This window comes from Haliscomenobacter sp. (assembly GCF_041740695.1).
Taxonomy (GTDB): domain Bacteria; phylum Bacteroidota; class Bacteroidia; order Chitinophagales; family Saprospiraceae; genus Haliscomenobacter.
In genome coordinates this window covers 39050-61289 of sequence record NZ_JBGSLK010000085.1, presented here as the reverse complement: position 1 = coordinate 61289, position 22240 = coordinate 39050, and the positions used below count along the sequence as shown (strand labels likewise).

The 22240-nt window shown below is 46.4% G+C and carries 20 protein-coding genes; 12 read left to right on the top strand and 8 right to left on the bottom strand.

Annotated elements, in window-relative coordinates:
* The first annotated feature begins 20 nt into the window (after positions 1–20).
* From ACEW9O_RS17515 to ACEW9O_RS17485, 7 genes are all read left to right on the top strand, one after another.
* Positions 21–1484, top strand: coding sequence for an adenosine deaminase (locus ACEW9O_RS17515; RefSeq protein ID WP_373551482.1), 1464 nt, complete (start codon positions 21–23; stop codon positions 1482–1484).
* Positions 1481–4075, top strand: a complete 2595-nt coding sequence (locus ACEW9O_RS17510) for a glycoside hydrolase N-terminal domain-containing protein (protein ID WP_373551481.1) — start codon at positions 1481–1483, stop codon at positions 4073–4075. Before ACEW9O_RS17515 ends, ACEW9O_RS17510 begins: the two co-directional genes overlap by 4 nt.
* Before the next feature lie 92 nt (positions 4076–4167).
* Positions 4168–5133, top strand: coding sequence for a hypothetical protein (locus tag ACEW9O_RS17505; protein WP_373551480.1), 966 nt, complete (start codon positions 4168–4170; stop codon positions 5131–5133).
* A 190-nt stretch (positions 5134–5323) separates the two neighbouring features.
* A complete protein-coding gene (locus ACEW9O_RS17500; protein ID WP_373551479.1) occupies positions 5324–6478 on the top strand; it encodes a hypothetical protein in 1155 nt (384 codons plus the stop codon).
* Positions 6478–7752, top strand: a complete 1275-nt coding sequence (locus ACEW9O_RS17495; RefSeq protein WP_373551478.1) for a hypothetical protein — start codon at positions 6478–6480, stop codon at positions 7750–7752. Before ACEW9O_RS17500 ends, ACEW9O_RS17495 begins: the two co-directional genes overlap by 1 nt.
* A 5-nt stretch (positions 7753–7757) precedes the next feature.
* Positions 7758–8246, top strand: coding sequence for a hypothetical protein (locus ACEW9O_RS17490; protein ID WP_373551477.1), 489 nt, complete (start codon positions 7758–7760; stop codon positions 8244–8246).
* A 35-nt stretch (positions 8247–8281) separates the two neighbouring features.
* Positions 8282–8848, top strand: coding sequence for a MarC family protein (locus tag ACEW9O_RS17485; RefSeq protein WP_373551476.1), 567 nt, complete (start codon positions 8282–8284; stop codon positions 8846–8848).
* A 37-nt stretch (positions 8849–8885) separates the two neighbouring features.
* Here ACEW9O_RS17485 and ACEW9O_RS17480 read toward each other — a convergent pair whose 3' ends face one another.
* The gene (locus ACEW9O_RS17480; protein ID WP_373551475.1) at positions 8886–9458 is read right to left on the bottom strand and encodes a LytR/AlgR family response regulator transcription factor; all 573 of its coding nucleotides are present in this window, start codon (positions 9456–9458) and stop codon (positions 8886–8888) included.
* Between the two features lie 96 nt (positions 9459–9554).
* Between ACEW9O_RS17480 and ACEW9O_RS17475 the strand changes: the two genes are divergently transcribed.
* Positions 9555–10076 carry a DinB family protein gene (locus tag ACEW9O_RS17475; RefSeq protein ID WP_373551474.1) on the top strand — a complete coding sequence of 174 codons (522 nt, stop codon included), beginning with the start codon at positions 9555–9557 and terminating at the stop codon, positions 10074–10076.
* 119 nt (positions 10077–10195) lie between these two features.
* On the opposite strand, the gene ACEW9O_RS17470 is transcribed toward ACEW9O_RS17475, so the two are convergent.
* Positions 10196–11431, bottom strand: a complete 1236-nt coding sequence (locus ACEW9O_RS17470; protein WP_373551473.1) for a DUF418 domain-containing protein — start codon at positions 11429–11431, stop codon at positions 10196–10198.
* An 82-nt stretch (positions 11432–11513) separates the two neighbouring features.
* On the bottom strand, positions 11514–12359 hold the full coding sequence (locus tag ACEW9O_RS17465; RefSeq protein ID WP_373551472.1) for an aminotransferase class IV: 846 nt from the start codon (positions 12357–12359) through the stop codon (positions 11514–11516).
* A gap of 148 nt (positions 12360–12507) precedes the next feature.
* Between ACEW9O_RS17465 and ACEW9O_RS17460 the strand changes: the two genes are divergently transcribed.
* The 3 genes from ACEW9O_RS17460 (at position 12508) to ACEW9O_RS17450 (ending at position 15300) form a co-directional block, all read left to right on the top strand.
* Positions 12508–13242: a DUF697 domain-containing protein gene (locus tag ACEW9O_RS17460; RefSeq protein WP_373551471.1), complete on the top strand. Its 735-nt coding sequence runs from the start codon at positions 12508–12510 to the stop codon at positions 13240–13242.
* 150 nt (positions 13243–13392) lie between these two features.
* Positions 13393–14259: an acetyl-CoA carboxylase, carboxyltransferase subunit beta gene (gene accD / locus ACEW9O_RS17455; RefSeq protein WP_373551470.1), complete on the top strand. Its 867-nt coding sequence runs from the start codon at positions 13393–13395 to the stop codon at positions 14257–14259.
* Positions 14260–14280: 21 nt separating this feature from the next.
* On the top strand, positions 14281–15300 hold the full coding sequence (locus tag ACEW9O_RS17450; RefSeq protein ID WP_373551469.1) for an XdhC family protein: 1020 nt from the start codon (positions 14281–14283) through the stop codon (positions 15298–15300).
* Positions 15301–15378: 78 nt separating this feature from the next.
* Here ACEW9O_RS17450 and ACEW9O_RS17445 read toward each other — a convergent pair whose 3' ends face one another.
* The 4 genes from ACEW9O_RS17445 to ACEW9O_RS17430 form a co-directional block, all read right to left on the bottom strand.
* Positions 15379–16425, bottom strand: coding sequence for an isoaspartyl peptidase/L-asparaginase family protein (locus ACEW9O_RS17445; RefSeq protein WP_373551468.1), 1047 nt, complete (start codon positions 16423–16425; stop codon positions 15379–15381).
* 43 nt (positions 16426–16468) lie between these two features.
* Positions 16469–17905: an alpha-L-fucosidase gene (locus ACEW9O_RS17440; protein WP_373551467.1), complete on the bottom strand. Its 1437-nt coding sequence runs from the start codon at positions 17903–17905 to the stop codon at positions 16469–16471.
* Between the two features lie 299 nt (positions 17906–18204).
* Positions 18205–18375 carry a hypothetical protein gene (locus ACEW9O_RS17435; RefSeq protein ID WP_373551466.1) on the bottom strand — a complete coding sequence of 57 codons (171 nt, stop codon included), beginning with the start codon at positions 18373–18375 and terminating at the stop codon, positions 18205–18207.
* Positions 18376–18844: 469 nt separating this feature from the next.
* Complete coding sequence (locus ACEW9O_RS17430) at positions 18845–20374, bottom strand: TROVE domain-containing protein (protein WP_373551465.1); 1530 nt, start codon at positions 20372–20374, stop codon at positions 18845–18847.
* A 181-nt stretch (positions 20375–20555) separates the two neighbouring features.
* Here ACEW9O_RS17430 and ACEW9O_RS17425 point away from each other — a divergent pair, with 181 nt between their 5' ends.
* A complete protein-coding gene (locus ACEW9O_RS17425) occupies positions 20556–21602 on the top strand; it encodes a helix-turn-helix transcriptional regulator (RefSeq protein WP_373551464.1) in 1047 nt (348 codons plus the stop codon).
* On the opposite strand, the gene ACEW9O_RS17420 is transcribed toward ACEW9O_RS17425, so the two are convergent.
* Entirely contained in the window at positions 21574–22119 is a 546-nt protein-coding gene (locus ACEW9O_RS17420) for an NADPH-dependent FMN reductase (RefSeq protein WP_373551463.1), read from the bottom strand. The two genes, ACEW9O_RS17425 and ACEW9O_RS17420, sit on opposite strands and share 29 nt — an antisense overlap.
* Positions 22120–22240 lie beyond the last annotated feature (121 nt).

The window sequence follows — 22240 nt, the reverse complement described above, 5'->3', positions numbered from 1 at the left end:
TAAGCATAAACACCTAAAACATGCTCAAATACACTTTTACCTGGCTATTACTGGCGCTACTCATTTTACCTAGTATTACTTTATCTAGCCAAGTCAGCGCTGAAAAATACATTTCCGATTACCTCAATTCCATCCGCGACAACCGCGCGCTGCTCACCGCCTTTTTCCAACAAATGCCCAAAGGTGGCGACCTGCACAACCACTTCTCCGGCTCCATTTACGCCGAAAGTTATTTTGATTACGCCCTCAAAGCGGATTTTTGGGTGAACCTCCGAACCTTGGCCCTCTACGACAAAGCACCCACTCCCAACGAAGACATCAAACGATTCAGCGAAGTCAAAGCCGCTGGAGGTCTCGATGCCTTGCGTTACCAACTTTTGCGTTTTTGGTCCATCAAAGACTATTTCGAAGGCGACGAAGCCAGCGACAAACACTTCTTTGATGCCTTTGATAAATTTGATTTACCCAGCAAAGGCCTCTTGCGGGAGGGCTTGCTTGAACTCAAACAACGCGCCAAAGCAGAAAATGTCCAGTACATCGAATGTATGTATCGCTCGGCCAAACATGGACTGGATTTATCTGACCTGAAAGGTTATGCGGCAGTGCTGGACTCCTTGCAACGACAAAGAAACAGCGTTGGCCTTGCTCGTGTGTTGGACACCTTATATGCTCAATTTTTGAAAAAAGGCATCGAGGCCAAAGTGCTCGATTACGCCCAAAACATCGAAAAGACCCACCGGGAGCTGATGCTCGACGACAGCACTTTTACCATGCGTTTTCAAAGTTTTGTCATCCGGGTACTTGAAGACCAGCTTGCCGTGTTTGGCAATTCAGTAGCTGCCTTTATGTCGGCAGAGCGCAGTAACCTGATTGTGGGCGTCAACATTGTAGCGCCTGAAGACAATGCCAATTCCATGCGCAACTATTGGCTGCACATGCAACTATTCAAATGGTGCAAAAAACAATTCCCCACGGTGAAATTTTCAATGCACGCCGGAGAATTGACCCTGGGCCTGGTGAAACCTGAAGAATTGAACTGGCACATCAATGCGGCGGTACGCGAAGCTGGGGCTCACCGAATTGGGCACGGTGTAGATCTGGCCTACGAAAACAAGGTTTTCGACCTCTTGAAACTGATGCAAACCCAACAAGTGGCCGTGGAAATCAACCTGACCAGCAACGAATACATTCTCAAGGTAAAAGATGATCGCCACCCAATCTCCTTGTACCGCTCAGCCAAAGTGCCCATCGTCATTTCGACCGACGACGCGGGTATTTTGCGCAGCAACCTCACCGAGCAATTCGTGCTGCTGGCCAACCGCTACAAGAACCTCTCTTATGCTGAAATCAAACAGTACATCCTGAATAGCATCAAATTCAGTTTCATCGAAGAGGAAAAATTGAAACTTAAATTGACCCACAACCTGCAACAACAGCTGGCCAAATTTGAACAACAACTGCAACTTAGTCTGGTGAAGAAATGAAAAACATCCTGCGTATTCAGCTCTGGGCCTTGTTGATCCCGGTTGGCCTTTCAGCGCAAACCAATGCCCTGCAATTGTGGTACGAGCAGCCTGCCAAAGTCTGGACCGAGGCCCTCCCACTTGGCAATGGCTTCATGGGTGCTATGGTTTACGGCGATCCCATCCGGGAGCATGTGCAACTCAACGAAGGCACCCTCTATTCTGGCGACCCCAATGGCACTTTTTCCAACATCAATGTACGTCGGGCTTACCCACAGGTGATGGAGTTGCTCAAGGCCAAAAAATACCAGGAAGCACAAGCCATCATCACCAAAGAATGGCTGGGCCGCAATCACCAGATGTACCAACCGATGAGCGATTTGTGGCTGGATTTTGCGCACGACTCAAGCCAAATCAAGGACTACCGGCGTAGCCTGGACCTGAACACTGCCACTGCTCACACTGAATATAAAATAGGCACGACCACCTACCGTCGCAGCTATTTCGCCAGTTATCCTGATCATATTACAGTGCTGAAAATCAATGCAAATGGTCCCGAAAAAATCAATTGTACGATTCAACTTTCTACGCCACATCAGGCTATTGCTCAGCAACGAGGTACTGGTAATGTGTTGCGCCTGTTGGGCCGTGCCCCAGGTTTTGCCCTGCGTCGCAATTTTGATCTGGTGGAAAAATTGGGCGATCAGCACAAGTACCCCGAGTTGTATGAAAAAAGTGGAGTGCGCAAGCCCCAGGCTGCCAATTTTTTGTACCAGGAACAAGCCAATGGCCTGGGTATGGCTTTTGAAACCCGCCTAAAAGTGCTCCATACGGGCGGTATCATTAGCCAGCAAGGTGAAAAAATACAGGTGCAAAATGTCAGTGAATTGACCATAGTCCTGAGTGCAGCGACCAGTTACAATGGATTCGACAAAAGCCCGGCTACGGAAGGCAAGAACCCCGCTGTGTTGCTGGATGGCTATTTTAAAGCCATTGAACCAAGGTCTTACGCCAATTTGTACCAGCGGCATTTGTTGGATTATCAAAATTTGTTCAAACGGGTCGAGCTCAGTCTCGCAGCGGAAACGGAGCAATCCAAGTTGTCCACTGATCGGCGGGTGGAATTGTTTGCAAATGGGCAAGACCCTAATTTTGCAGCACTCTACTTTCAATACGGGCGTTACCTGATGATTGCCGGTTCTCGGCCCGGTGGGCAACCACTCAACCTGCAGGGCATCTGGAATGACCAACTAACTCCTCCCTGGAATGGTGCCTATACCATTAACATCAATGCCCAAATGAACTATTGGCCCGCCGAGATCACCAATCTCGCCGAATGCCAGGAGCCTTTTTTTCGCGCCATCAAGGAACTATCCATCAATGGTCGCGAAACGGCCCGCAACATGTACGGCAATTCCGGCTGGGTGGCCCACCACAACATGGACATCTGGCGACATGCCGAACCCGTGGACAACTGTGCCTGTTCCTTTTGGCCGATGGGCGGCGGCTGGTTGACGAGTCATTTGTGGGAGCATTACCTGTTCAGTGGAGACCAGCAATTTTTGAAAAACGAGGTGTTTCCGCTGCTCAAAGGGGTGGTGGAGTTTTATCAGGGCTGGCTGGTCAAAAACGACGAAGGTTACCTGCTTACTCCAGTCGGTCATTCGCCCGAGCAAAACTTTGTGTACGAAGACAACAAACAATCCACCTTCAGCCCAGGCCCCACGATGGATATGGCGATTGTACGGGAAGCCTTTGCCCGCTACCTCGAAGCGGCGCAATTGTTGCAATTGAAAGACCCCATGGTGGATTCCGTGCGGCAACAAATTAGCCAACTTTTGCCTTACCAAATCGGCAAATATGGCCAATTGCAAGAGTGGTCTGAAGATTTTGAAGATGGAGATGTACAGCATCGCCACATCTCTCACCTCTACGCCATTCACCCCAGCAATCAAATCATCCAACAAAGTTCGCCGGAATTGATGGCAGCAGTCAAACGGGTGATGGAACGGCGTGGCGATTTTGCCACGGGTTGGTCCATGGGTTGGAAAGTCAATATCTGGGCCCGGCTCTTCGATGGCGATCATGCATTGAAGCTGATCACCAACCTCTTCAAACTGGTGCGTACCAATGTTACCACCATGCAGGGCGGTGGCACGTATCCGAACCTCTTTGACGCGCATCCTCCTTTTCAAATCGATGGAAATTTTGGGGCTACTGCAGGAATTGCGGAGCTATTGCTGCAGAGTCATGCGGGTGAAATTCACTTGTTGCCCGCCTTGCCGAAGGCCTGGCATACCGGGAAAGTAAAGGGTTTACGAGCCCGGGGCGGCTTTGAGGTGGATATGGAATGGAAGGATGGGGTGCTGCTGCAAGCGACAATCCGCTCGACTTTGGGGGGAAATTGTAGGTTGCGGACAAATACACAGATAGGGGTGCAAAATGTACAAATCGTACAGGCGAACGGGGAGAATGGGAATCAGCTGTTTGGAGTGGTTGCGCCGGGAAAAGCGGTGGTAAAGGAGCCTGGGACAGTGGGGGAAATAATTGTAAATGAAGGCTTTGTGGTGGACTTTCAGACGAAGAGGGGAGGTGTGTATGGGGTGAGGTGAGATTCGTTTTCTTTTTTTGTTTTGCTAAAAAAAAATAACAATAATTTGTTTTTTAATTGAAAACCCTCTATTTTTACCCCTAAATAACACCAATGGAGCCCTCCCCTGACCAATCGAACAAAGAGGCCAAAGCCTATGATAAAATACTGAAAGAGAATTTTAGGTCAATTTTATTGCCCATAATAGCGAAACGTGAAAATATTGAAATTGTGGCTGCAAGACCACTTCCAGAGGAAATCAATACAACAATTAACCGCAATGTCGATTTTCTGATGGAGGTTTTGGATGCAAAAGGAGATCACTTCATACTCCACATCGAATTCCAGACTGAGGCAGAAGCTGAAATGGTCTTTCGGGTCGGTGAATATCATGGATTTTCACAACGGCAGTACAAGTTAGAAATTCGGCATTTTGTGGTTTATCTTGCAAAGGGTAAAACAAAAATGGCTACTAATTTGCCCAAAAATCTCCAATATTCAGGGTATAAGCTGATTCAGCTTAGTCAAATTCCAATAGATCAGTTTATTGAATCAGATCTTCCCGAAGAAATCGTTTTAGCCATCCTTAGCAAATTTCCCAAAACCAAATTGGATGGTATTATCCGCTTGATTTTGCAACGCCTCCAAAAAGTTTGCCAAAATCAAGCTGAGTTGGAAAAATTCATTTATCAGTTGACAATCCTTAGCCAAATTCGTAAATTTGATCTGCAAACACAAAAAATTGTCAAAGCCATGCCAATTACCTTGGATATTACTCAAAATGCTTTTTACAAAGATGCCTTGAAAAAGGGGTGGCAGGAAGGCCATGAACAAGGAATCGAACAAGGAATCGAACAAGGAATCGAACAAGGAATCGAACGTGAAAAGCGTGATTTTACTCAAAAACTCTGGATATTGCAGGAGTTTTCGATTGAAAAAATAGCATTGTTGGTTGATCTTTCCCTGGAAGAAGTTACCACAATTATCGTGGATCATCTAAAAGCAGAAGGAATATCCGAAGTAGACGCTGTACATACAATTGAAATCTATCTTGCAAAATTTGAGGCAATTCAAAAATAGTCTTCAAATACGCAATAGGGTATATTTTAGAGGAAATTGACCTTTATATAAGCGATATTTTGATCATTCTATTCCGCCCACCAGGATCTTTTAAAAAGCAGAAAAAATAGCAGAATAAAAAAGGGGACATTATCTTGCAGTCAGACACTATACCCAGTGCGGTATACGCCCAAGTCATACCCTGCTAAACATGCTACAATTCACCGGCAATACCATCCAACAAAGCACTCCAGGTTTTGAAAAAGACTGGAGCATTCCCGAACTCTTCGAAACCTACGACCCATTCCCTGGCGAAGCCCTCTCCGCCCGCAACGACGCTATGCGCCGCAGTGTAGAAATGGCATCGGAATTATATGGTGAACTTTCCGAAACCGCCCGATTGCGTTACGATTTTTGGAAACAAATCCGCCCCGAAAGAATTGAAGCAGAAGAATTTGTATACTCCGTCAAGATCACCGATACTTACCAATGGGCTCTAACCATCAATGCAGAAGGGCTTTTTTACAAGGATATTTCCGGGCACTTTAGCCCCAGACCCAGTACGGTTTACGAGCAACTGTTCAGCGACTTCTGGTTTTATGGCCCAATCATGCCCTTGCCCGACCTGCATACCCGCAAGTGGATCATTGCCAAAATTCGCAATGCGTTTATACAGGCAGGCAGTCCGGCCTCTTACCAGCATTTTCAGTTTTTTGAATATCCAAACTTTCCAGTTTCACCTTTGCAATGGACCGATGGAGACGATAAGGTGAGTGATTTTGTCACCGTACGGGACTTTGGCATCGAATGGGGGCGCAGCAACTGGCACGCTGGCCTGGTATACCTGAATTTTCTTTCGTTTGAGCATTTTTTAAATGTGCCTCTGCCAGAATATGTTCCCATCACATCCGAGATGCGCTCGGAAATCAATGCCTTGATCCATAATGCCCAAATTGCTGCGGAAAAAGCAGCCACTCCAAGGCCAAATGAAGAAGAACCAACAGCAGGATTGACTTACTCGGGGGAACACTACTCCGAAAAATCGACTATAGCCCAGGTTGTTGACAATGCCGAATCAAAACAGCTTTTTATGGACAATGGGGGCCAAACCCACTACATCTTTCTGGATGGAAATGGTGATCGGTATTCGGCTACCCCGGCTGAAGAAGCCAAATGGCGCAAAGAATTGTTGGAACACTACGCCAAGCGAATTCAAGAAGAAGACAACCCGGCCATACGCGGCCATATCGCCCACATCATGCAATTAAACGGCGCGACCAATATAGAAGCCTTGCTCCTGGCTGCTGCCGAAAATGCTCTACAAAAACCCAATTGTGATAAGGTCACTAAAATCATTAAAAAGTAATGAAAGTAGCAATTCTTTTGGCATTGATCATCGCTTCGGTATTGCTTTATCTGAGATTCAGCAAGCGCTCGGCTGCAAAATCCATAGAAAAAATACTCACTTATGGGCCTTTTACCATTAAAGCAGTTGCCACTACGAGTACTGCTTACAATATGAACTATGGTAAGGTTAAACAAACAAATATCGCTTACTCCATCTTTTATGAGGGACAGCCCATCCGTTTTCCGGGAAGACTGGAAACCAATACTGGCTTGCCTTTTTTATGGAAAGTATATGCTTTGCCAGGGGCACCCAGTCCAAGCCTCATCGCAGGCAGCCAAAGCCTGTACCTCATTTACGTAAAGGATAAAACTGTAGTGGTAGAACCATTGGTCGCACAAGGTTCAGACTTTGCTTCTTTACAGTTTTTGGACAGTGAAAAAGAGCAGCCCGGGCCATTTAGGGAGGTTTTTATGGAAAATGATCCAGCCGAAATGGAAACCCTTGATCAACTGGAAGGTGGGCGCTTTTTGATGATTAGCGAACACGCAGTTTTGGACGTACAGACACGAGAAATCAAAGGATTCAATACTCAGAACCAAAGCCTGGGCAATTACTCCTTTCCCTCCCCTCATGGAGCCCTGGCGTTTTCTCCCGATCAGACCAGCCTGGTTTTTCATGCTGAATTTCAAAGCTGGAATGCTCAGGATGCGGATCTTCCAGAAACAGAGCATGGCCTGGTAGTATACAATTTTTTGAATGACGATGGCTACGTGGTGCCTCATAATGATACTGAAACCCGTATGATCAATGTCCAAAACATTGACATTGAGTGGATAAATACCTTTTTTGAATGGAAACAGGACAAAAGGGGTAAACTACAATTGCAGTTGCGTCAACTCGAAAAAACTCCCCCCTGGAAAGGTACCTACGACCCGCGAGACCATTATTATACCCTTTACCCGGTAAAACCTGGCATGTTACCAGTGTTTTTAAATTTTGTTTTGAGCCAAATGGGGTGGTCAAAGGCCAATATTTTGGAAGATAAAACCGGAGAATACACCGGGAGAACCCTGGTGCTGGCTTCGGGTGAGCTAAAATTGGACATCAACTTTAAGGAAGACGAACAAAAACTGTCCTTTAGCAAACACCTTTACGCCGAAACAAGCCCTGAATACATTAACTTGGTTAAAAAAATAGCCAGCGCATTTGACCATGAACTCAGCGCAGGAAAGCACCAGGAACATTTTGGACGCATCATCAGCCTTACCCGTCAAATTCGTGGAATAAACTAATAACCATGGAAGAACGCAGCAAACATACCTACCAGACCCTCCTCTACCAATTTGCCAAAAACATCCTGGTGGTTTGCCCCCAGTGTTTGGAGCAGGCAATCGTACACACTGGTGATTTTGAAGCCTTGAAAAAATCCCAATACGACATCAAGGTTGTTTGTACAAGCTGTGGCTATAATAAAACCCTGGAGAAGATTTCTCCCCGTCAGGAACCGAAGCAGAAACGGGGCAATGTGCTGATTTTTGGCGGACCTATCGATCCCTTTTTTCACCTGCCCGTATGGTTGCAGGCTGATTTTTCCGGCCAAACCCTCTGGGCCTATAACCTCGAGCACCTGGAATTTTTGGCGGAACACATAGGGGCCAAACTGCGGGAACGAAACACCAGCCCCCGCATGAGCCGGAGCATTGGCGCAAGATTACCCCGCTGGATGACCGCGGCAGACAAGCGGGAGGCCGTGTTGAAGGCGATTGAAAAATTGAAAGGGAAGTAGTATCTTTCCAAAGTAATTTTTCAACACCTGCCCTTATGAACTTTGACCACGTATTTACCGTCACTTTTACCCTTTTTGCCATCATCGACATGTTGGGCAATATCCCTATTCTCATTTCGATCAGCGAGCGCATTGGGCAAATCCAGGCCTGGAAAGCCACCACTTTTGCTGGCTTGTTGATGCTGGTTTTTTTATTTGTCGGTGAAGCATTTTTGCACGTTTTGGGCGTAGATTTAAAATCTTTTGCCGTAGCTGGTTCAATCCTGATTTTCATCATGGGCCTGGAAATGACCCTGGGAATTGACATTTTTAAATCTGAAGACGAGAACCAAACCGGGAGCCTGGTGCCCGTAGCTTTTCCCCTCATCGCAGGTTCCGGCACATTGACTACAATTATTTCACTGAAAACCAATTACGATACCTTGACGATTGTAATCGGTATTTTGCTCAACTTACTGATCATTTACATCGTGCTGCGCTCTTTGCGCTTACTCGAAAGATTGTTGGGTAGGGGAGGTTTATTGGTCATCCGCAAATTTATGGGGGTGATTTTGCTGGCGGTGGCCGTGAAGATTTTTAAATCGAATTTGGGGCTTGAGTAGCCATAATGCATTTGAAATATTAATTGAGGATTTAGGGCTAAGTAGAGACTCGCTCAGATAAGGTTTGTAATGAACTGGAAATAGCGCTGCGGTATTTATTGGATACTGGAATCGGATCATCAACGTTGCGAAGGTAAAGTTTTAAACCCTCAGCATTGCCACCAATAAACCGTACATGGGTGAGATTAACGATGTATGAAAGGTGGCAACGCTGCACGGGTATATCTTCTAGTTGCGCTTCAAAATGTTTCAAGCTACCACGCAGTAATTTTTGTTCTACCTGCCCTTTGTTCAGGTAATGTATGCAGGTGAATTTGTCTTTAGTGCTTAAAAAAAGCAATTGCTCCAAATCAATGCTTAAGCGCTCCAATTGATCTTGTGCCGTAAAATGGATCAATGAGTTGGAATGGCGTCTTGATTTTCGCTTGAGCTGGACATACTCGTACAAACTTAAAAACCCTAACGGGATGACCCCCAATAACCAGGGTTTTCCCAAAAATAGGAGTATAGAGACAGGAAAAAGCGCCATCAGCAGCACAAATGGTGATTTGATCTTTAACTCGTTGCCAACTGTCATCATCCCTAAAAATTGATAAAGCTCTATTGTCAAGGACGGGAAGGATTTGGAAGGGTTGCAGCAACAAACGATAAAGCGCAATAAATAATACATTATTTTAGCCACTCTATGCATGATTAAACTTATAAAATGAACAAGCAGGAAATCATCCAAAGACTACATACACAATACGGCCAATTTTGCGAGCTGGTTCAAAACCTGAGCCCCGAGGCCTTCATTTTTCATCGGGAAGGGAAATGGTCTGCTGCGCAGCAACTTGATCACTTAATCCGCAGTGTGCGGCCAGTAGTATTGGGTCTGAGTTTGCCGAGTTTTTTGTTGCGCTTGATTTTTGGACGTGCTAAACATGCCTCACAGGACTATGACACCTTGGTCAAAACTTATCAAGCTGCGCTAGCAAATGGTGGAAAATCACCTAAGGCCTATGAACCTAAAGTACCTGGAGAAGGCTTTCAAAGTTATGGTGCTGAAAAATTGATGCAAATGATTGCTGGCCTGGATCGATTGTTGGATTCCCTAAGTGAATCGGAACTGGATACCTTGCAAGCGCCCCATCCGCTGCTGGGGAAATTGACTTTGCGGGAATTGATGTATTTCACGATTTACCATGCTCAGCACCATCAGCGGAATGTGGAAATGGGGTTGGCTTAAAGCGACTGAGGTGATTCTTAAGTGTCTTAGGTTTCTTAGGTGGTGAAAAAAAAATTGCTTTACCACCTAAGAAACCTAAGACACTTAAGAATCACCTTAGTAGAGGGACGTATAGAGCGCTAATTCGAAGCAATTTCTATCGTCGTTTCCCGCCGCAAAGGAGCCCAGCGCAGTTGTGTTCCACTCCGCCACAACCACTCCAAAGGCCCGTACTGGTATTTTTTAAGCCACCATTTGCAAAACTGCACTTGCAGGATGTACAAAAGAATGGCCAAGCCAAAGTTGATGCTGGCACCCCAGGCTCCAATTTGCCCCAAGCCCCAACCAAAAAAGATAAAGGTGCCGATCAAAGACTGCATCACATAATTGGTCAGGGCCATTTTGCCGTAAGGTGCCAATGCTCCGATCATGCCCGGTCCTCGTTTGCCCAAACACAACAAGAGAAAAATACTCACTTCAAATAAGGCGATCAAATAGTTGCCAATATCACCCAGCGACATTCCGATCATGGCAGGCAGGCTATTGTAATCTTTAATGTTGTTGAACATAAAAATCAAACCAACCGCCAATACAGCAATCACAATCAAACTGCCCCAAATCAGGCGGATCAACAAACGCCGATTCTCCTCCAGTTTTTCAAAAAAGCCAGTTCGACCTACCCAAATGCCCAGCAAAAAGAGCCCAAAAGTCATGTAACCCCGGCTGTTGGTATCAAACTGGAAAAAGAGTTTCATGCCAAAACCCACCGTGGCGTTGGCTTTAAAGATTTCCCATAGGGAGCCATTTTTTACGGTATTGAAATACCAGGCATTTTGAGGATCGAGGGAGTCCCAATCCATCGGCGGGATGTCGTAGGCTGCCCGGAATGCCCAAAGAATTAACCTGGGGACACCACACATAAAAATGCCTGCAAAAATCAACAAGGTGCGATTCGAAGCACGGTAAAAAAGCACCAATCCCAAACCGACCATCGCGTAAATGCTTAAAATGTCACCGGCATAAAAGAGGCTATGGATAAAACCAATCACAAAAAGCAACAACAAGCGCCAGACAAAACGACCGATAAAAGGCTCTGCTTTGCGGCGGGCGGTTTCCATTTGTAGGAAAAAACTCAGACCAAACAGGAAAGAAAAGATGGCGAAAAACTTGCCCTGCAACAGAATGCCGGAAATTGCCATAAAAACCTGATCAACATCACTGTGTACGGCGTAATTTTGGTGCTCCTTGGGTGCTCCAGAGCCCAGGTATTGCTCAATCATGTGTACGATCATGATGCCCAATAGCGCAAAACCACGCAATGCATCGACGGTCAAAATCCGCTTTGTAGGTGTAGCTGTAGGTATATTTTGGGTCATTAGGTATTGGTTTGCTTCAAAGATGTAAGAATCCCCTAATGACCCCTATTTTTGGAAAAAGGTTACACGGATCAATACATTTTTACAGAGCGGCTAAAGTTTCATTGACCCACTCATGGAGTTTTTTGCCGTTTTGTTTGCCAAAATTGCGGTCGCCAAACAGCTTCACCCAACGAATCCCTCTGACTGCATTGCTCAAAAAAACCTCCTCAGCTTGCCGCAAATCAGCGGGTCGGATGGGTCGTTCTTGGATGTTCCAGCCTGCTTTGGGCATTTCCCGAAGCAAAAACTTGCGGAAAACACCATCCACACAACCCTCCGAAAGGGGAGGGGTGACCACCATTCCTTCGCGCACTAAGTAGATGTTAGAGCTGGAGCTTTCCACCAAACGTTCGTGTTGGTTTAGCAAAAGGCTATCGCCCAACTGGTGCTTGCGGGCAAAAATGGCCCCTAATACATAGGGTAGCGCATTGCAGGTTTTTAAATTGGACAAAAGTGAGCCAGCGTGGATTTGAGCGATGTTGCAAATCGCTACACTCAGTCCATCCTTGTTCCACTGGTATTGTTCTTCCTCCAATTTTTCAGCTTCGATCAAAAATCGGGCATCGTGGTGATTGGGGGTGTACAAGCCCCCTTCGGTTCGAAAAACGGTGATACGGATGCGGGCATGGTGCCACTTGTGACAAACCTTGGCGATTTGCTCCTTCCAAAACTCCATATTCCAATCTACCGGAGGTTTGATCTCCAGTGCGGCCATACCGATGTGCAGGCGCTGCAAGTGTAGTTGAAGCAGAGGAATGTGCTGGTTGATCATACGAATGCTTTCAAATAAGCCATCTCCATAATGGAAGGCTCGGTTGTTCGCACTCAGACAGGCCTGATTGGATTCAATCAGCTTGCCATCTAAATTGATGTATTGCTTGCTCAATTGCTACAGATATTAGGGCACAAAATTAAGGAAGACTTTAGAAATACGTGCTTCATTCTCCGTTTTATCTCAGAACTTTCTCCACTTGTCGATATTTTCGGCACAAGGCTGGAGAAAGCCTTAATTTTGAAAACAAATTTTTACCACTGTGAAAAAGCAATTGTTCGATTTTGCCAAAAACACGCTAAAAAATAGCTTTATGAGTGAACAAAATGTGGAGCGTTCAAAACACGCTGAAACCGTCATTCGTACACACACCTTAGCTGCTGCCGCTGCGGGTGGTTTTGTCCGCCTACCAGTAGCTGACATCCTGGCTATTGGCGCGGTTCAACTGGATATGATTCGGCAACTGTGCCGAGTGTACAATATTGAATTTGCTGAAGCGCAAGGCAAGGCCGTGGTTTCTTCCATCACCAGTGCCACGCTTGGCAAAGCTATTGCTGGAAGCGCCATCAAATTCATTCCGATCCTTAATCTTGTCAGTGCCATCCCCAATGCCATTTTTGCTGGCGCATCTACTTATGGCGTTGGTGAAGTGTTCAAAATTCACTTTGAAAGAGGCGGCACCATCCTGGATTTTGAAATGGAAAGAGCTAAAAAACTCTACAAGGAAAAATTTGAGAAGGGCAAAAAAGTAACCGAGCAGTGGGCGAAGGATGAAAAAATTCGCAAAAAAGGCCCTGAAGAAAGTGCTGATGTGCCACAGGAAGCCAAACAACCCAATGAATCCGCTGCACCCGTAGCTGAAAAAGCCCCACAACAACCCAATGGGCAGGAAATTTTGGCCAAATTGAAAGAATTGGCGGAAATGCGCGATAGTGGGGTGCTTTCTGAAGAGGAATTTTCCACGATGAAAAAGAAATTGATCGATATGTTCGGTTAATCCGTAAGGGCAGCCCTATGTGGCTGCCTTCTGTAGGGGGCGCCACATAGGGCGACCCCTACAATTGCCCCTACAAAAGGAATTGTTCAAACTTGTCCCATTCAATTTTTTTCCTACCTTTACCGCCAGCCAAAAAAGTAACGATCGCTCATGGGTTGGTTCAAACGATTGAAGGACGGTATTCAGACCGCCACCCGCAACAAGAAAGAAGCTCCAGAGGGGCTTTGGCATCAGTGCGTACGCTGCAAAGAAGCCAGTACGATGAAGGAATTGCGGGAGAATTTTCACAAGTGTCCAAAGTGCAATTATCATACTAGGATTGGATCTTACGATTATTTCGATCTGCTCTACGATGAGCAGGAATACGGTTTGCTCTTTGAGGAATTGCGCTCAAAGGACATGCTGCAATTCACCGATTTAAAGCCGTATCCCGATCGCCTTGCCGATGCATACAAAAAAAATCGCGTTACCGATGCCATTACTGTAGCCGTGGGCAAAGTCAATGACTTACCCTTGGTGGTCGCTGCAATGGATTTTAAATTTATCGGAGGTTCGATGGGTTCAGTGGTTGGTGAGCGCATTTCCAAAGCCATCGATTTTTGTATCGAAGAAAAATTTCCTTTCATGATCATTTCCAAAACCGGAGGTGCGCGAATGATGGAAGCCGCTTTTTCTTTGATGCAAATGGCCAAAACTTCGGCTAAACTCACCCGTTTGGCAAGGGCTCAACTGCCCTTCTTTTCCCTGCTTACGGATCCTACTACGGGGGGTGTTACTGCCTCTTTTGCGATGTTGGGCGATGTCAACTTTGCCGAACCTGAAGCCTTGATTGGTTTTGCTGGCCCTAGGGTCATCAAGGAAACCATCAAGCGCGAGTTGCCCGAAGGCTTTCAAACCTCGGAGTTTTTGCTCGAACATGGTTTTCTCGATTTCATTGTTGACCGCAAAGATTTAAAGGATCGAATGGCTGAAATGCTTCAACTATTTGCTGTGGTTCATACACAAAGTCAGGCATAGTAGTGGGCAAAAAAATAGAGCATGCGCGAATACATCACCGAAATCGATCGCTGGATCACGGAAGGCAAAACTTTTAGTGCAGCTACTGTCATCAATACCTGGGGAAGTGCTCCACGTCCCATTGGTACCATGATGTTTATTGGGCCAGAACTGGAAATGTTGGGTTCGGTTTCCGGCGGCTGTGTCGAAGGGGTAGTGCTCAAAGAAGCGGATGAAACCAGTCAAGGTACCAAAATCAAAAACCTCAAATTTGGGGTCTCCGACAACGATGCCTGGTCGGTTGGGTTGACCTGTGGGGGTACAATCGAAATCTTTCTGGAAAAATTTGTCGCTTTTGATTCACCAGCAATCTGGCAAGCCCTGCGCAGCAATCTGTTGGAAAATAAAAGTTGCGTGTTGATTTCTAAATTGTCGGGAGAAAAGGCTCAACACTACTTAGGGCACCCAAATGGTACTACAGTTGGGGAAACACCTGCTGAACTGATAACTGCAGCGGAAAAAGCCTATCAGGAACGCAAAAGCCAATTGGTGGAAGTGGAGGATGAAAAATGGTTCCTCCGCGTTTTTCCTAAAAAACATCAACTTTTTATCATCGGCGCGGCGCATGCTGCCGCTGAATTGGTGCACCTGGCCAAGTATTTTGATTTCGAAACCATTGTCATCGACCCACGGGGAACCTTTGCGCAAAACACCCATTTCCCTACTGCCCCGGATAAAATGTACGAGGATTACCCGGCGGAAATATTGCCCGAATACGAAATCGATGAATATACCTTTGCCGTAGTCATGGCGCATGATCCCAAAATTGACGATCAGGCTTTGCACCTTTTGCTGCGTTCCAAGGTTGCCTACATTGGCGCCTTGTCGAGCAAGGGCTCCAACGAAAAACGCCGGGAAAGACTTTTGGCTGCAGGATACACCGAAGAAGAATTCAAACGCATTCATGCGCCCGTGGGCATTCCCATCAAGTCGAAAACGGCGCCAGAAATTGCTCTTAGCATTTTGGCGCAGATGATTTTGGTGAAAAACCAGTATTTGTGAGCAATCAGCTATGAGCTATGAGCAATCAGCTATGAGCAAATGAGTTGCTCCAAATGCTGATTGCTGATAGCTCATAGCTCACAACAGACTTTCCGCCATATACACCTTCCCACCATCTTCCGCCATTGTCACCGAATAGCTGAAGCCAGGTTGCAGCGAATAAGCACCGTATTCACCCGCCTTATTGATGGCGATGAACCCAACCTGAAAGGTTTTGGCTTTTTCGGGGTTGATTTTTACAATCCTTTCTACGGCTATTTTACAAGCCTCTTTGGGCGTTTTGCCCAGGCGCATCATCTCTACGATTAAGGCTGCACCCGCTACGCGGATCACCTCTTCCCCTTGTCCAGAGCCAGTTACGGCACCCACTTCATTGTCCACAAACAAACCTGCACCAATGATCGGTGAATCACCTACCCGGCCATGCAGCTTGAAGGCCATACCGCTGGTGGTACAAGCACCAGAGAGGTTCCCCGCCGCGTCCAGGGCAATGGTGCCCATGGTATCGTGGTTGGGGCTGCCATCCTCAAACTTATTGGGGGCGAAGGGGCCATTGCCCTTTTTCTTTTTGGCGTTGATTTGTTGCTGTTCTATGTTGATGACAGGCTTGTATTCCGATTTTTTTAGCCATGCTTTGTAAGCCTTTTCCGCATCTTTCGATAATTTTCCCGACTCCTTGGGAAAGCCATTGGCCACTGCAAAGTGCAAAGCGCCTTCACCCACCAGCATTACGTGGGGAGTGGTTTCCATCAATTTACGCGCTACCGAAATGGGGTGTTTGATGTAAGATAAGCCGGCCACTGACCCACAATTGGCCTTTTCGTCCATGATGCAAGCATCGAGGGTGACGATGCCATCGCGGTCGGGGTTGCCGCCCAAGCCTACGCAGCAATTGATGCTGTCTTCAATCGAACGTGCCCCAGCTTCGACTGCATCAAGGGCTCGTCCATTTTGCTCCCGCAAAACTTTCCAGGCTACGGCATTGACGGGCAGTCCGCTGTCCCAGGTCGAGACCACAATGGGCTTTATGGCTGCTGGCCCTTTACTTTTGGCCAGGATTTGGCTAAAAGAAACAAAAGGTAGGCCGAGTGCTGACCACCTCAAAAACTTTCTTCTGGTTTGCATTGGTTAGTATGGTTTTTTGGTACATAACAGGCTAAAGAATGCGCTATAAATTGGTGATCTTAAACACCCAGGCGTAGCTATTGGACACAAGTTTAGCAGTTTTTTCAGGAACCACAATGCTTGTTGTGCCATTTTCAGCATTCCATTTCAACGGTTCTTTAATGCCGAGGAGATTGACGGTGGCTTTTTTGCCCAGTGTCAGGTTTTTAATGTCAATTTTTGTTGGCAAAGCTTCTCCTTCATCCGCTCGGTAAATGGCGTAAACGGTTTTGCCTTTATGGGTAAAAACCAATTTGCCTTGCGGACCCAGATCCTTGTCGCCGGTTGTCCCATAAATCGCTTCGGAATTGACGCCCATCCAATTGCCAATTTCTTTCAAACGGTCGTAAGCCTCGGGATGGAAATCACCTTGGGGGCTAGGCGCAATGTTGAGCAAGAGGTTGCCATTTTTGGAGACCACATCGGCCAGGATATGAATCAATTTACGGGCGGGTTTGAAATTTTCTTTGGGGATATAACTCCAGGAATCGCCCATAGTCAGACAAGTTTCCCAGGGAATCGGCATGTAATGGCTGGGGATTTGTTGCTCCGGTGTTACGTAATTTTCATACGGGCCAGTCACGGTACGGTCGACTACCAACAAACCCGGCTGATGCGTACGCGCCATTGCCGCAATTTTGGGCATATCGATGTCCTGATCAAAGGGGATGGTTTTTTGCCAGGATACCGCAGTGTCGATCGTACTAAAGGGGCGCACCCAGCCACCATCCAGCCAAAGGATGTCCATCTTGCCATAATCCCGCATCAATTCTTCAATCTGGTTGTAGGTGAAGGTTTTGAACTTCTCCCATTTTTCAGGATATTTTTTAGGTGGATAGCTTGAGTTGCGATCCTTGGGTGGAAAGTAGGGCCACCAATAGTCTGGAGTATGCCAATCGGGTTTGGAAAAATAAGCCCCAATCATAAAATCCTGGTCGCGAAAGGACTTAAAGACCTGTTTGGCAATGTTGGCCCGGGGATTTTTGCCAAAAGGACTGTTCATTACACTGTAATCGGTCTGCTTGGTATCAAACATACAAAAGCCATCGTGGTGCTTGGTGGTGAACACCAGGTATTTCATACCCGCTGCTTTGGCGGCAGTGGCCCATTTGTCGGGATTAAAATCGGTCGGATTGAAAGTGGATTGTAAATTTTCGTAGGCTTTTTTGTAGCCGTACCAATCATTGGCGTAAGGCCCACGGCGTTCGCACCAGCCTTCATCTTCGGGGCAGAGGCTCCAACTTTCCACAATGCCCCATTGGCTGTAGGTACCCCAGTGCATCAAGAGGCCGAATTTTACCGTTTGCCATTGTTGCAGTTTTTGTTGCACCTGCGGGTCGCTGGGTGGCACGTATTTGGAGTGGTTTTGTTCCGCGTGTTGTTGGGCCAATAAAACCTGGCCTAAAATTAGACAGAAGCCAAAGCTGAGCAGCTGTTTCATTAGGTGTAAGTAAGTTATAGATTGGATGATTCAGAGCTTGTTTGAACGAGCTCTCAGTGCGGAAAATAGTACAAAAACAGCTCTTTTTCGTTTGATACAAAAAAAAATGCACTGCGGGTAAGCAAAATGCTTTCGCAGTGCATGGACATGCAAATGGGATGGGGCAGTTTTACAAATGAAATAGGGAAGTTTGGGTGTTACTTTGGGATCATGAAAAGGGTAAAAGCAGTGGGATATTGCTGCTTTCATTATAAGGTGTTTTGGGCATTTGGAAACGTTCCAGCAAAATGAAAAAAAAATTATAAAAATTGTTGGTAGGCTTCAATTTTATCGACCAAACGCTGGGCCATGAGCGCATCGGCTGAGGCCAAATGATCGTAAATGACTTGGCCTTCGCTGCGATAAGCGGCGATTTTGGTTTTGTCCCAATAATGAGGTGGGTGGTAGAGGTTGGTGATGCGGTCGGCCATTTTGACCATTTTAAATTATTTGAAAGGCAAAAAGCGAAAAGAGTACGTTATGTGCTCTACCTTTTGAGCTACACGCTGATGATTGTAAGTATTGGTCAGCGTGACGGGACTCGAACCCGCAACCCCATCGTCCCGAAACGAAGTAACTCTATCCTACGGCACTTTCAAATCATAAAAGCAGTAAAAAACGTTCAGCGTTGGGCTTATTTGGATCGAAGTAACGCTGAACTACGACATGCTTTTATTTCTCTTGGGAAAAAATAAACTGGCAAAAAGCGAAAAGAGTACATTATGTGCTCTACCGTTGAGCTACACGCTGGTATAAGTCAGCGTGACGGGAGTCGAACCCGCTTCCCCATCGTTAACAGCGAAGTAACTCTATTCTACGGCACAGTTCATTTTTTCTGGGGGTTAATCTTATACTACCAGAGGCAAACAACTGAGCGCCTGCCCCTGGTAGGTTGACGGTTTACAATTCGATGTTGTTGATGACCTCGATGGCCTGTTGACCACGCTCTAATGCCGCCAAAACATCGAAAATTTTATCGGACCAGCCTGCGATTAGGTAGACACCCAAATCTTGTTTCAGATCAATTGGTGTTGTTCCCAATCCGGCCAAGTCAAACAAATACAATTTGGCGGCTGGCGCGACCGTTTCGCGGTACTGCTGCCACTCTTTGGCGATGTGGTAATCATGGCTGGTAGACCACATTTGGGCATCGGTGAAAATCATCACTTTATCCAGCACCTCGCGGCGTTTGATCAAGTCTCGAATCACCAAATACCCATTGGTGGCATAACCCACTTCCCCTTCGCGGCGGTAAAATTCCTGTACGTTGGCCAAGATGTTTTTGGTCGACACGTTGATTATTTTCCAGGAGTCTCCGAACATACCCGTTTGGACATAGCGGCACTTGGACTGCAGCAACATTCCCAACATCAAACCAATGTCGTAATACAAAATTTTACTTTTTGCCGAGATTGGTTGTTGCATCGATCCCGATACATCACAAGCAATCAAGACACTGGTATCGGTTCCAAACCCGCGCAAGTTCGCCACGCTGGCTTTTACCGCTTTTTCCAAAGCTGCCAAGGCCGAGGAAGTGTATTTGCTTTTTACCAACAACAATTCGCGGTAAGCAGCCAAGAAGCGGAAAGGCAATTGTTTGGCTTTAGCCACCTGCACGGTGTCGGACAAAGTTGAACAAACCAGTTCAAAATGATGCGCCGATACCTCAGCTTCGATGATGTTGCGCAAATTGCGCAGCAAAGCCATGTACCCTACTTTTCCACTCTTGATCAGCTCTTCCCACTTTTGGCGGAAAGCAGCCTGTTTTTGCTTTTCGTCTGCGAATTGGGTTTGACCCAATGCCGACAACTCGGTTTCCCAGGTATAAGGCACGGCCAATTCGTCTTTGGCGATTTGGTTGAAGACCACTTGCTGCGCTTCATCTTTGGCTTTTGGGTGCGTCAAAAACAAGGCATCGCGCAATTTGACTTCCGCTCCAGTGCGGTTGTACTTGCCAAATTGGTAAGCATCAAATTTGTTGAATGCTTTCGCTAAACCTTTTTGCACCTGTTTGGACAAGCGGTTCAATTTTTTGGTTTCTTTGCGCTCATTGGCCAACTGATAATAGGCCAATAATTCGGTGATTTCATCGGCGCGTTGGATGACCCGAGCAACCGTTTTGCTCACCAAATTCAAGCCATAACCCTCGTATTGTTTGGCCAACTCAACCACCAAAACGAGTGGAACGTTCCGCAAATACATATTTTCGCGGGCATAAACGGCCAGTTTAGCCACAAATTCAGGATCAACCTGGGCAATCAACTCGCGGATGCGCTCGATTCGTTTTCCGGTTTTTTCATAAAACTGGTCACTTAAAGCCGCGGTCACCACGCTGCTGTACAATTCCAACTCGGGACTCATTTTCCAAGCCTTTGCCCCTTCGTGGTTGACGGTAGTGTTTTGATTTTGGGTTTTGCGATTGAATAACATGACAAAAGGCTTTGGATGATTAAATCTTGTTTAAGCGTTGTTCGCTTTTGATGACACAAAGTTGGAAGGCTACTGCGCAATCTTTTTGCGTAGTAAAAAAATAGGCTGTATTTTTGTGATAATTTTTTTGACTAATTTTATATTGTGTTGATTTTTAGTTTTTTAGCGTAAAAAAATAATCATGCCCGTAAACCGCAATGCCCTGATCCGCTACAAAACCATCGACGCCTGTTTGCGCAGGCGCAATCGGAAGTGGACGCTCGAAGACCTTGAGGAAGCCTGTTCTGATGCCTTATACGAGTACGAAGGTATCCGCAAGGGGGTCAGCCGGCGTTCGATTCAGTTGGACTTACAAATGATGCGTTCTGAAAAACTGGGCTACAATGCGCCGATCATTGTAGTGGACAAAAAATACTACACCTACGAAGACCCGGACTACAGCATTGCCAACATCCCCTTGACCCAACAAGACCTGGGAACCCTCAACGAGGTGGTGACCATCCTGCGGCAATTCAAAGGTTTCACCCATTTTCGGGAAGTGGACGACATGGTCAATCGACTACAGCATAAGATTCAAATGGGAAAAACCCAGCAACGGGCATTGATCGATTTTGAAAAAAATGAACTACTCCAAGGCCTGGAGCATTTGGAGGGCTTGTACGCCGCGGTTGTCGCAAAAAGGGCTTTGACCATGACTTATCAGTCTTTTAGATCGAAAAATAATCAGGTTTTTACCCTTCATCCCCATTTTTTGAAGGAATTTCGCAACCGTTGGTTTGTCATCGGCCTGCGGGATGAGCAAGAAAAACCGCAGATTTTTGCCCTGGACCGAGTTCAAACTTTTGAGTCGAATGATCAAATCCCTTTTCGCTGGGACCAAAATCTGGATGCCGGGTGGCTAAAGGATACGATTGGGGTGTCCAAAACGAGCGGCCAACAGCGGATGTTGGTCAAGTTTCGGGTCAGTAAAGATCAAGCCCCGTATGTAATGACCAAACCTTTTCATCATTCACAGCACTTGTTGGAGCAGGCTGAAGATGGTTCTGCCATTTTTACCATTGAAGTGGTACACAACCTGGAATTGGAGCGGGAGTTCCTTGGCTTTGGCCAAGACCTTGAAATATTGGAGCCCCGTTTGTTGCGCAAAAGGATTAGGAATCGTTTGGAATGGGCCTGGGCCTTGTATCAGGACAAACCGATTATTCAACAGGATTCACCATCAAGTTGAAAAACGCCTGAATTAAGTTTTTGACTTCGTTCAAAGTATCGGCTTCTGTAATTACTCCTTCGTCGTTGACTTTGGTTCGGATAAAAGGTATGATGAGTTTGCTTTCTTCCACCATCTTGGCTTCAATCACCATTAGTGTTTCCAACAGCGCTTGATGTCCTTTCTGACCAACCGAAGAAGCGGTAATCAGAGCGGTAGGCTTTTGGTGAAATTCCATAGAAGATACTGTCCAATCGATGGCATTTTTTAGGCTGCCGGGCACGCCCATCGCGTATTCAGGGGTGCAAATCAGGATGCCATCCGCCGCCTTCAATTGATTGCGAAAGGCAGTGACTTCAGGTGCAGGGCTTTCCGTGTCCAAATCGGGATTGAAATGGGGAAGTTCTGCCAGTCCTGTAAATATTTCAACTTCGAATACCCCTTTGGCCAATTCGGCAAGGGCTTTGATCAGGTTTAAATTGCTGGACTGAGCGCGGGTACTGCCGCAGATGGCGAGGACGGTTTTGGAAGTAGGCATGGTATTTTTTTGCTTGAAAATTTAGCTTAGGCACGATGAGGAAATAAATTTACATTTTGACTCGGCTATTTTTTGATTTGGCAAGGCGCGAGGAAGGCGCATAGTGAACTACGCAACTGAC

What these genes read in the sequence shown, in the direction of transcription:
- ACEW9O_RS17445 (WP_373551468.1), bottom strand. Translation starts at nt 16,425, where the DNA reads ATGCAAACCAGAAGAAAGTTTTTGAGGTGGTCAGCACTCGGCCTACCT.
- ACEW9O_RS17505 (WP_373551480.1), top strand. Translation starts at nt 4,168, where the DNA reads ATGGAGCCCTCCCCTGACCAATCGAACAAAGAGGCCAAAGCCTATGAT.
- ACEW9O_RS17425 (WP_373551464.1), top strand. Translation starts at nt 20,556, where the DNA reads ATGCCCGTAAACCGCAATGCCCTGATCCGCTACAAAACCATCGACGCC.
- ACEW9O_RS17495 (WP_373551478.1), top strand. Translation starts at nt 6,478, where the DNA reads ATGAAAGTAGCAATTCTTTTGGCATTGATCATCGCTTCGGTATTGCTT.
- ACEW9O_RS17470 (WP_373551473.1), bottom strand. Translation starts at nt 11,431, where the DNA reads ATGACCCAAAATATACCTACAGCTACACCTACAAAGCGGATTTTGACC.
- ACEW9O_RS17420 (WP_373551463.1), bottom strand. Translation starts at nt 22,119, where the DNA reads ATGCCTACTTCCAAAACCGTCCTCGCCATCTGCGGCAGTACCCGCGCT.
- accD (WP_373551470.1), top strand. Translation starts at nt 13,393, where the DNA reads ATGGGTTGGTTCAAACGATTGAAGGACGGTATTCAGACCGCCACCCGC.
- ACEW9O_RS17435 (WP_373551466.1), bottom strand. Translation starts at nt 18,375, where the DNA reads ATGGCCGACCGCATCACCAACCTCTACCACCCACCTCATTATTGGGAC.
- ACEW9O_RS17450 (WP_373551469.1), top strand. Translation starts at nt 14,281, where the DNA reads ATGCGCGAATACATCACCGAAATCGATCGCTGGATCACGGAAGGCAAA.
- ACEW9O_RS17430 (WP_373551465.1), bottom strand. Translation starts at nt 20,374, where the DNA reads ATGTTATTCAATCGCAAAACCCAAAATCAAAACACTACCGTCAACCAC.
- ACEW9O_RS17510 (WP_373551481.1), top strand. Translation starts at nt 1,481, where the DNA reads ATGAAAAACATCCTGCGTATTCAGCTCTGGGCCTTGTTGATCCCGGTT.
- ACEW9O_RS17475 (WP_373551474.1), top strand. Translation starts at nt 9,555, where the DNA reads ATGAACAAGCAGGAAATCATCCAAAGACTACATACACAATACGGCCAA.
- ACEW9O_RS17440 (WP_373551467.1), bottom strand. Translation starts at nt 17,905, where the DNA reads ATGAAACAGCTGCTCAGCTTTGGCTTCTGTCTAATTTTAGGCCAGGTT.
- ACEW9O_RS17490 (WP_373551477.1), top strand. Translation starts at nt 7,758, where the DNA reads ATGGAAGAACGCAGCAAACATACCTACCAGACCCTCCTCTACCAATTT.
- ACEW9O_RS17500 (WP_373551479.1), top strand. Translation starts at nt 5,324, where the DNA reads ATGCTACAATTCACCGGCAATACCATCCAACAAAGCACTCCAGGTTTT.
- ACEW9O_RS17485 (WP_373551476.1), top strand. Translation starts at nt 8,282, where the DNA reads ATGAACTTTGACCACGTATTTACCGTCACTTTTACCCTTTTTGCCATC.
- ACEW9O_RS17515 (WP_373551482.1), top strand. Translation starts at nt 21, where the DNA reads ATGCTCAAATACACTTTTACCTGGCTATTACTGGCGCTACTCATTTTA.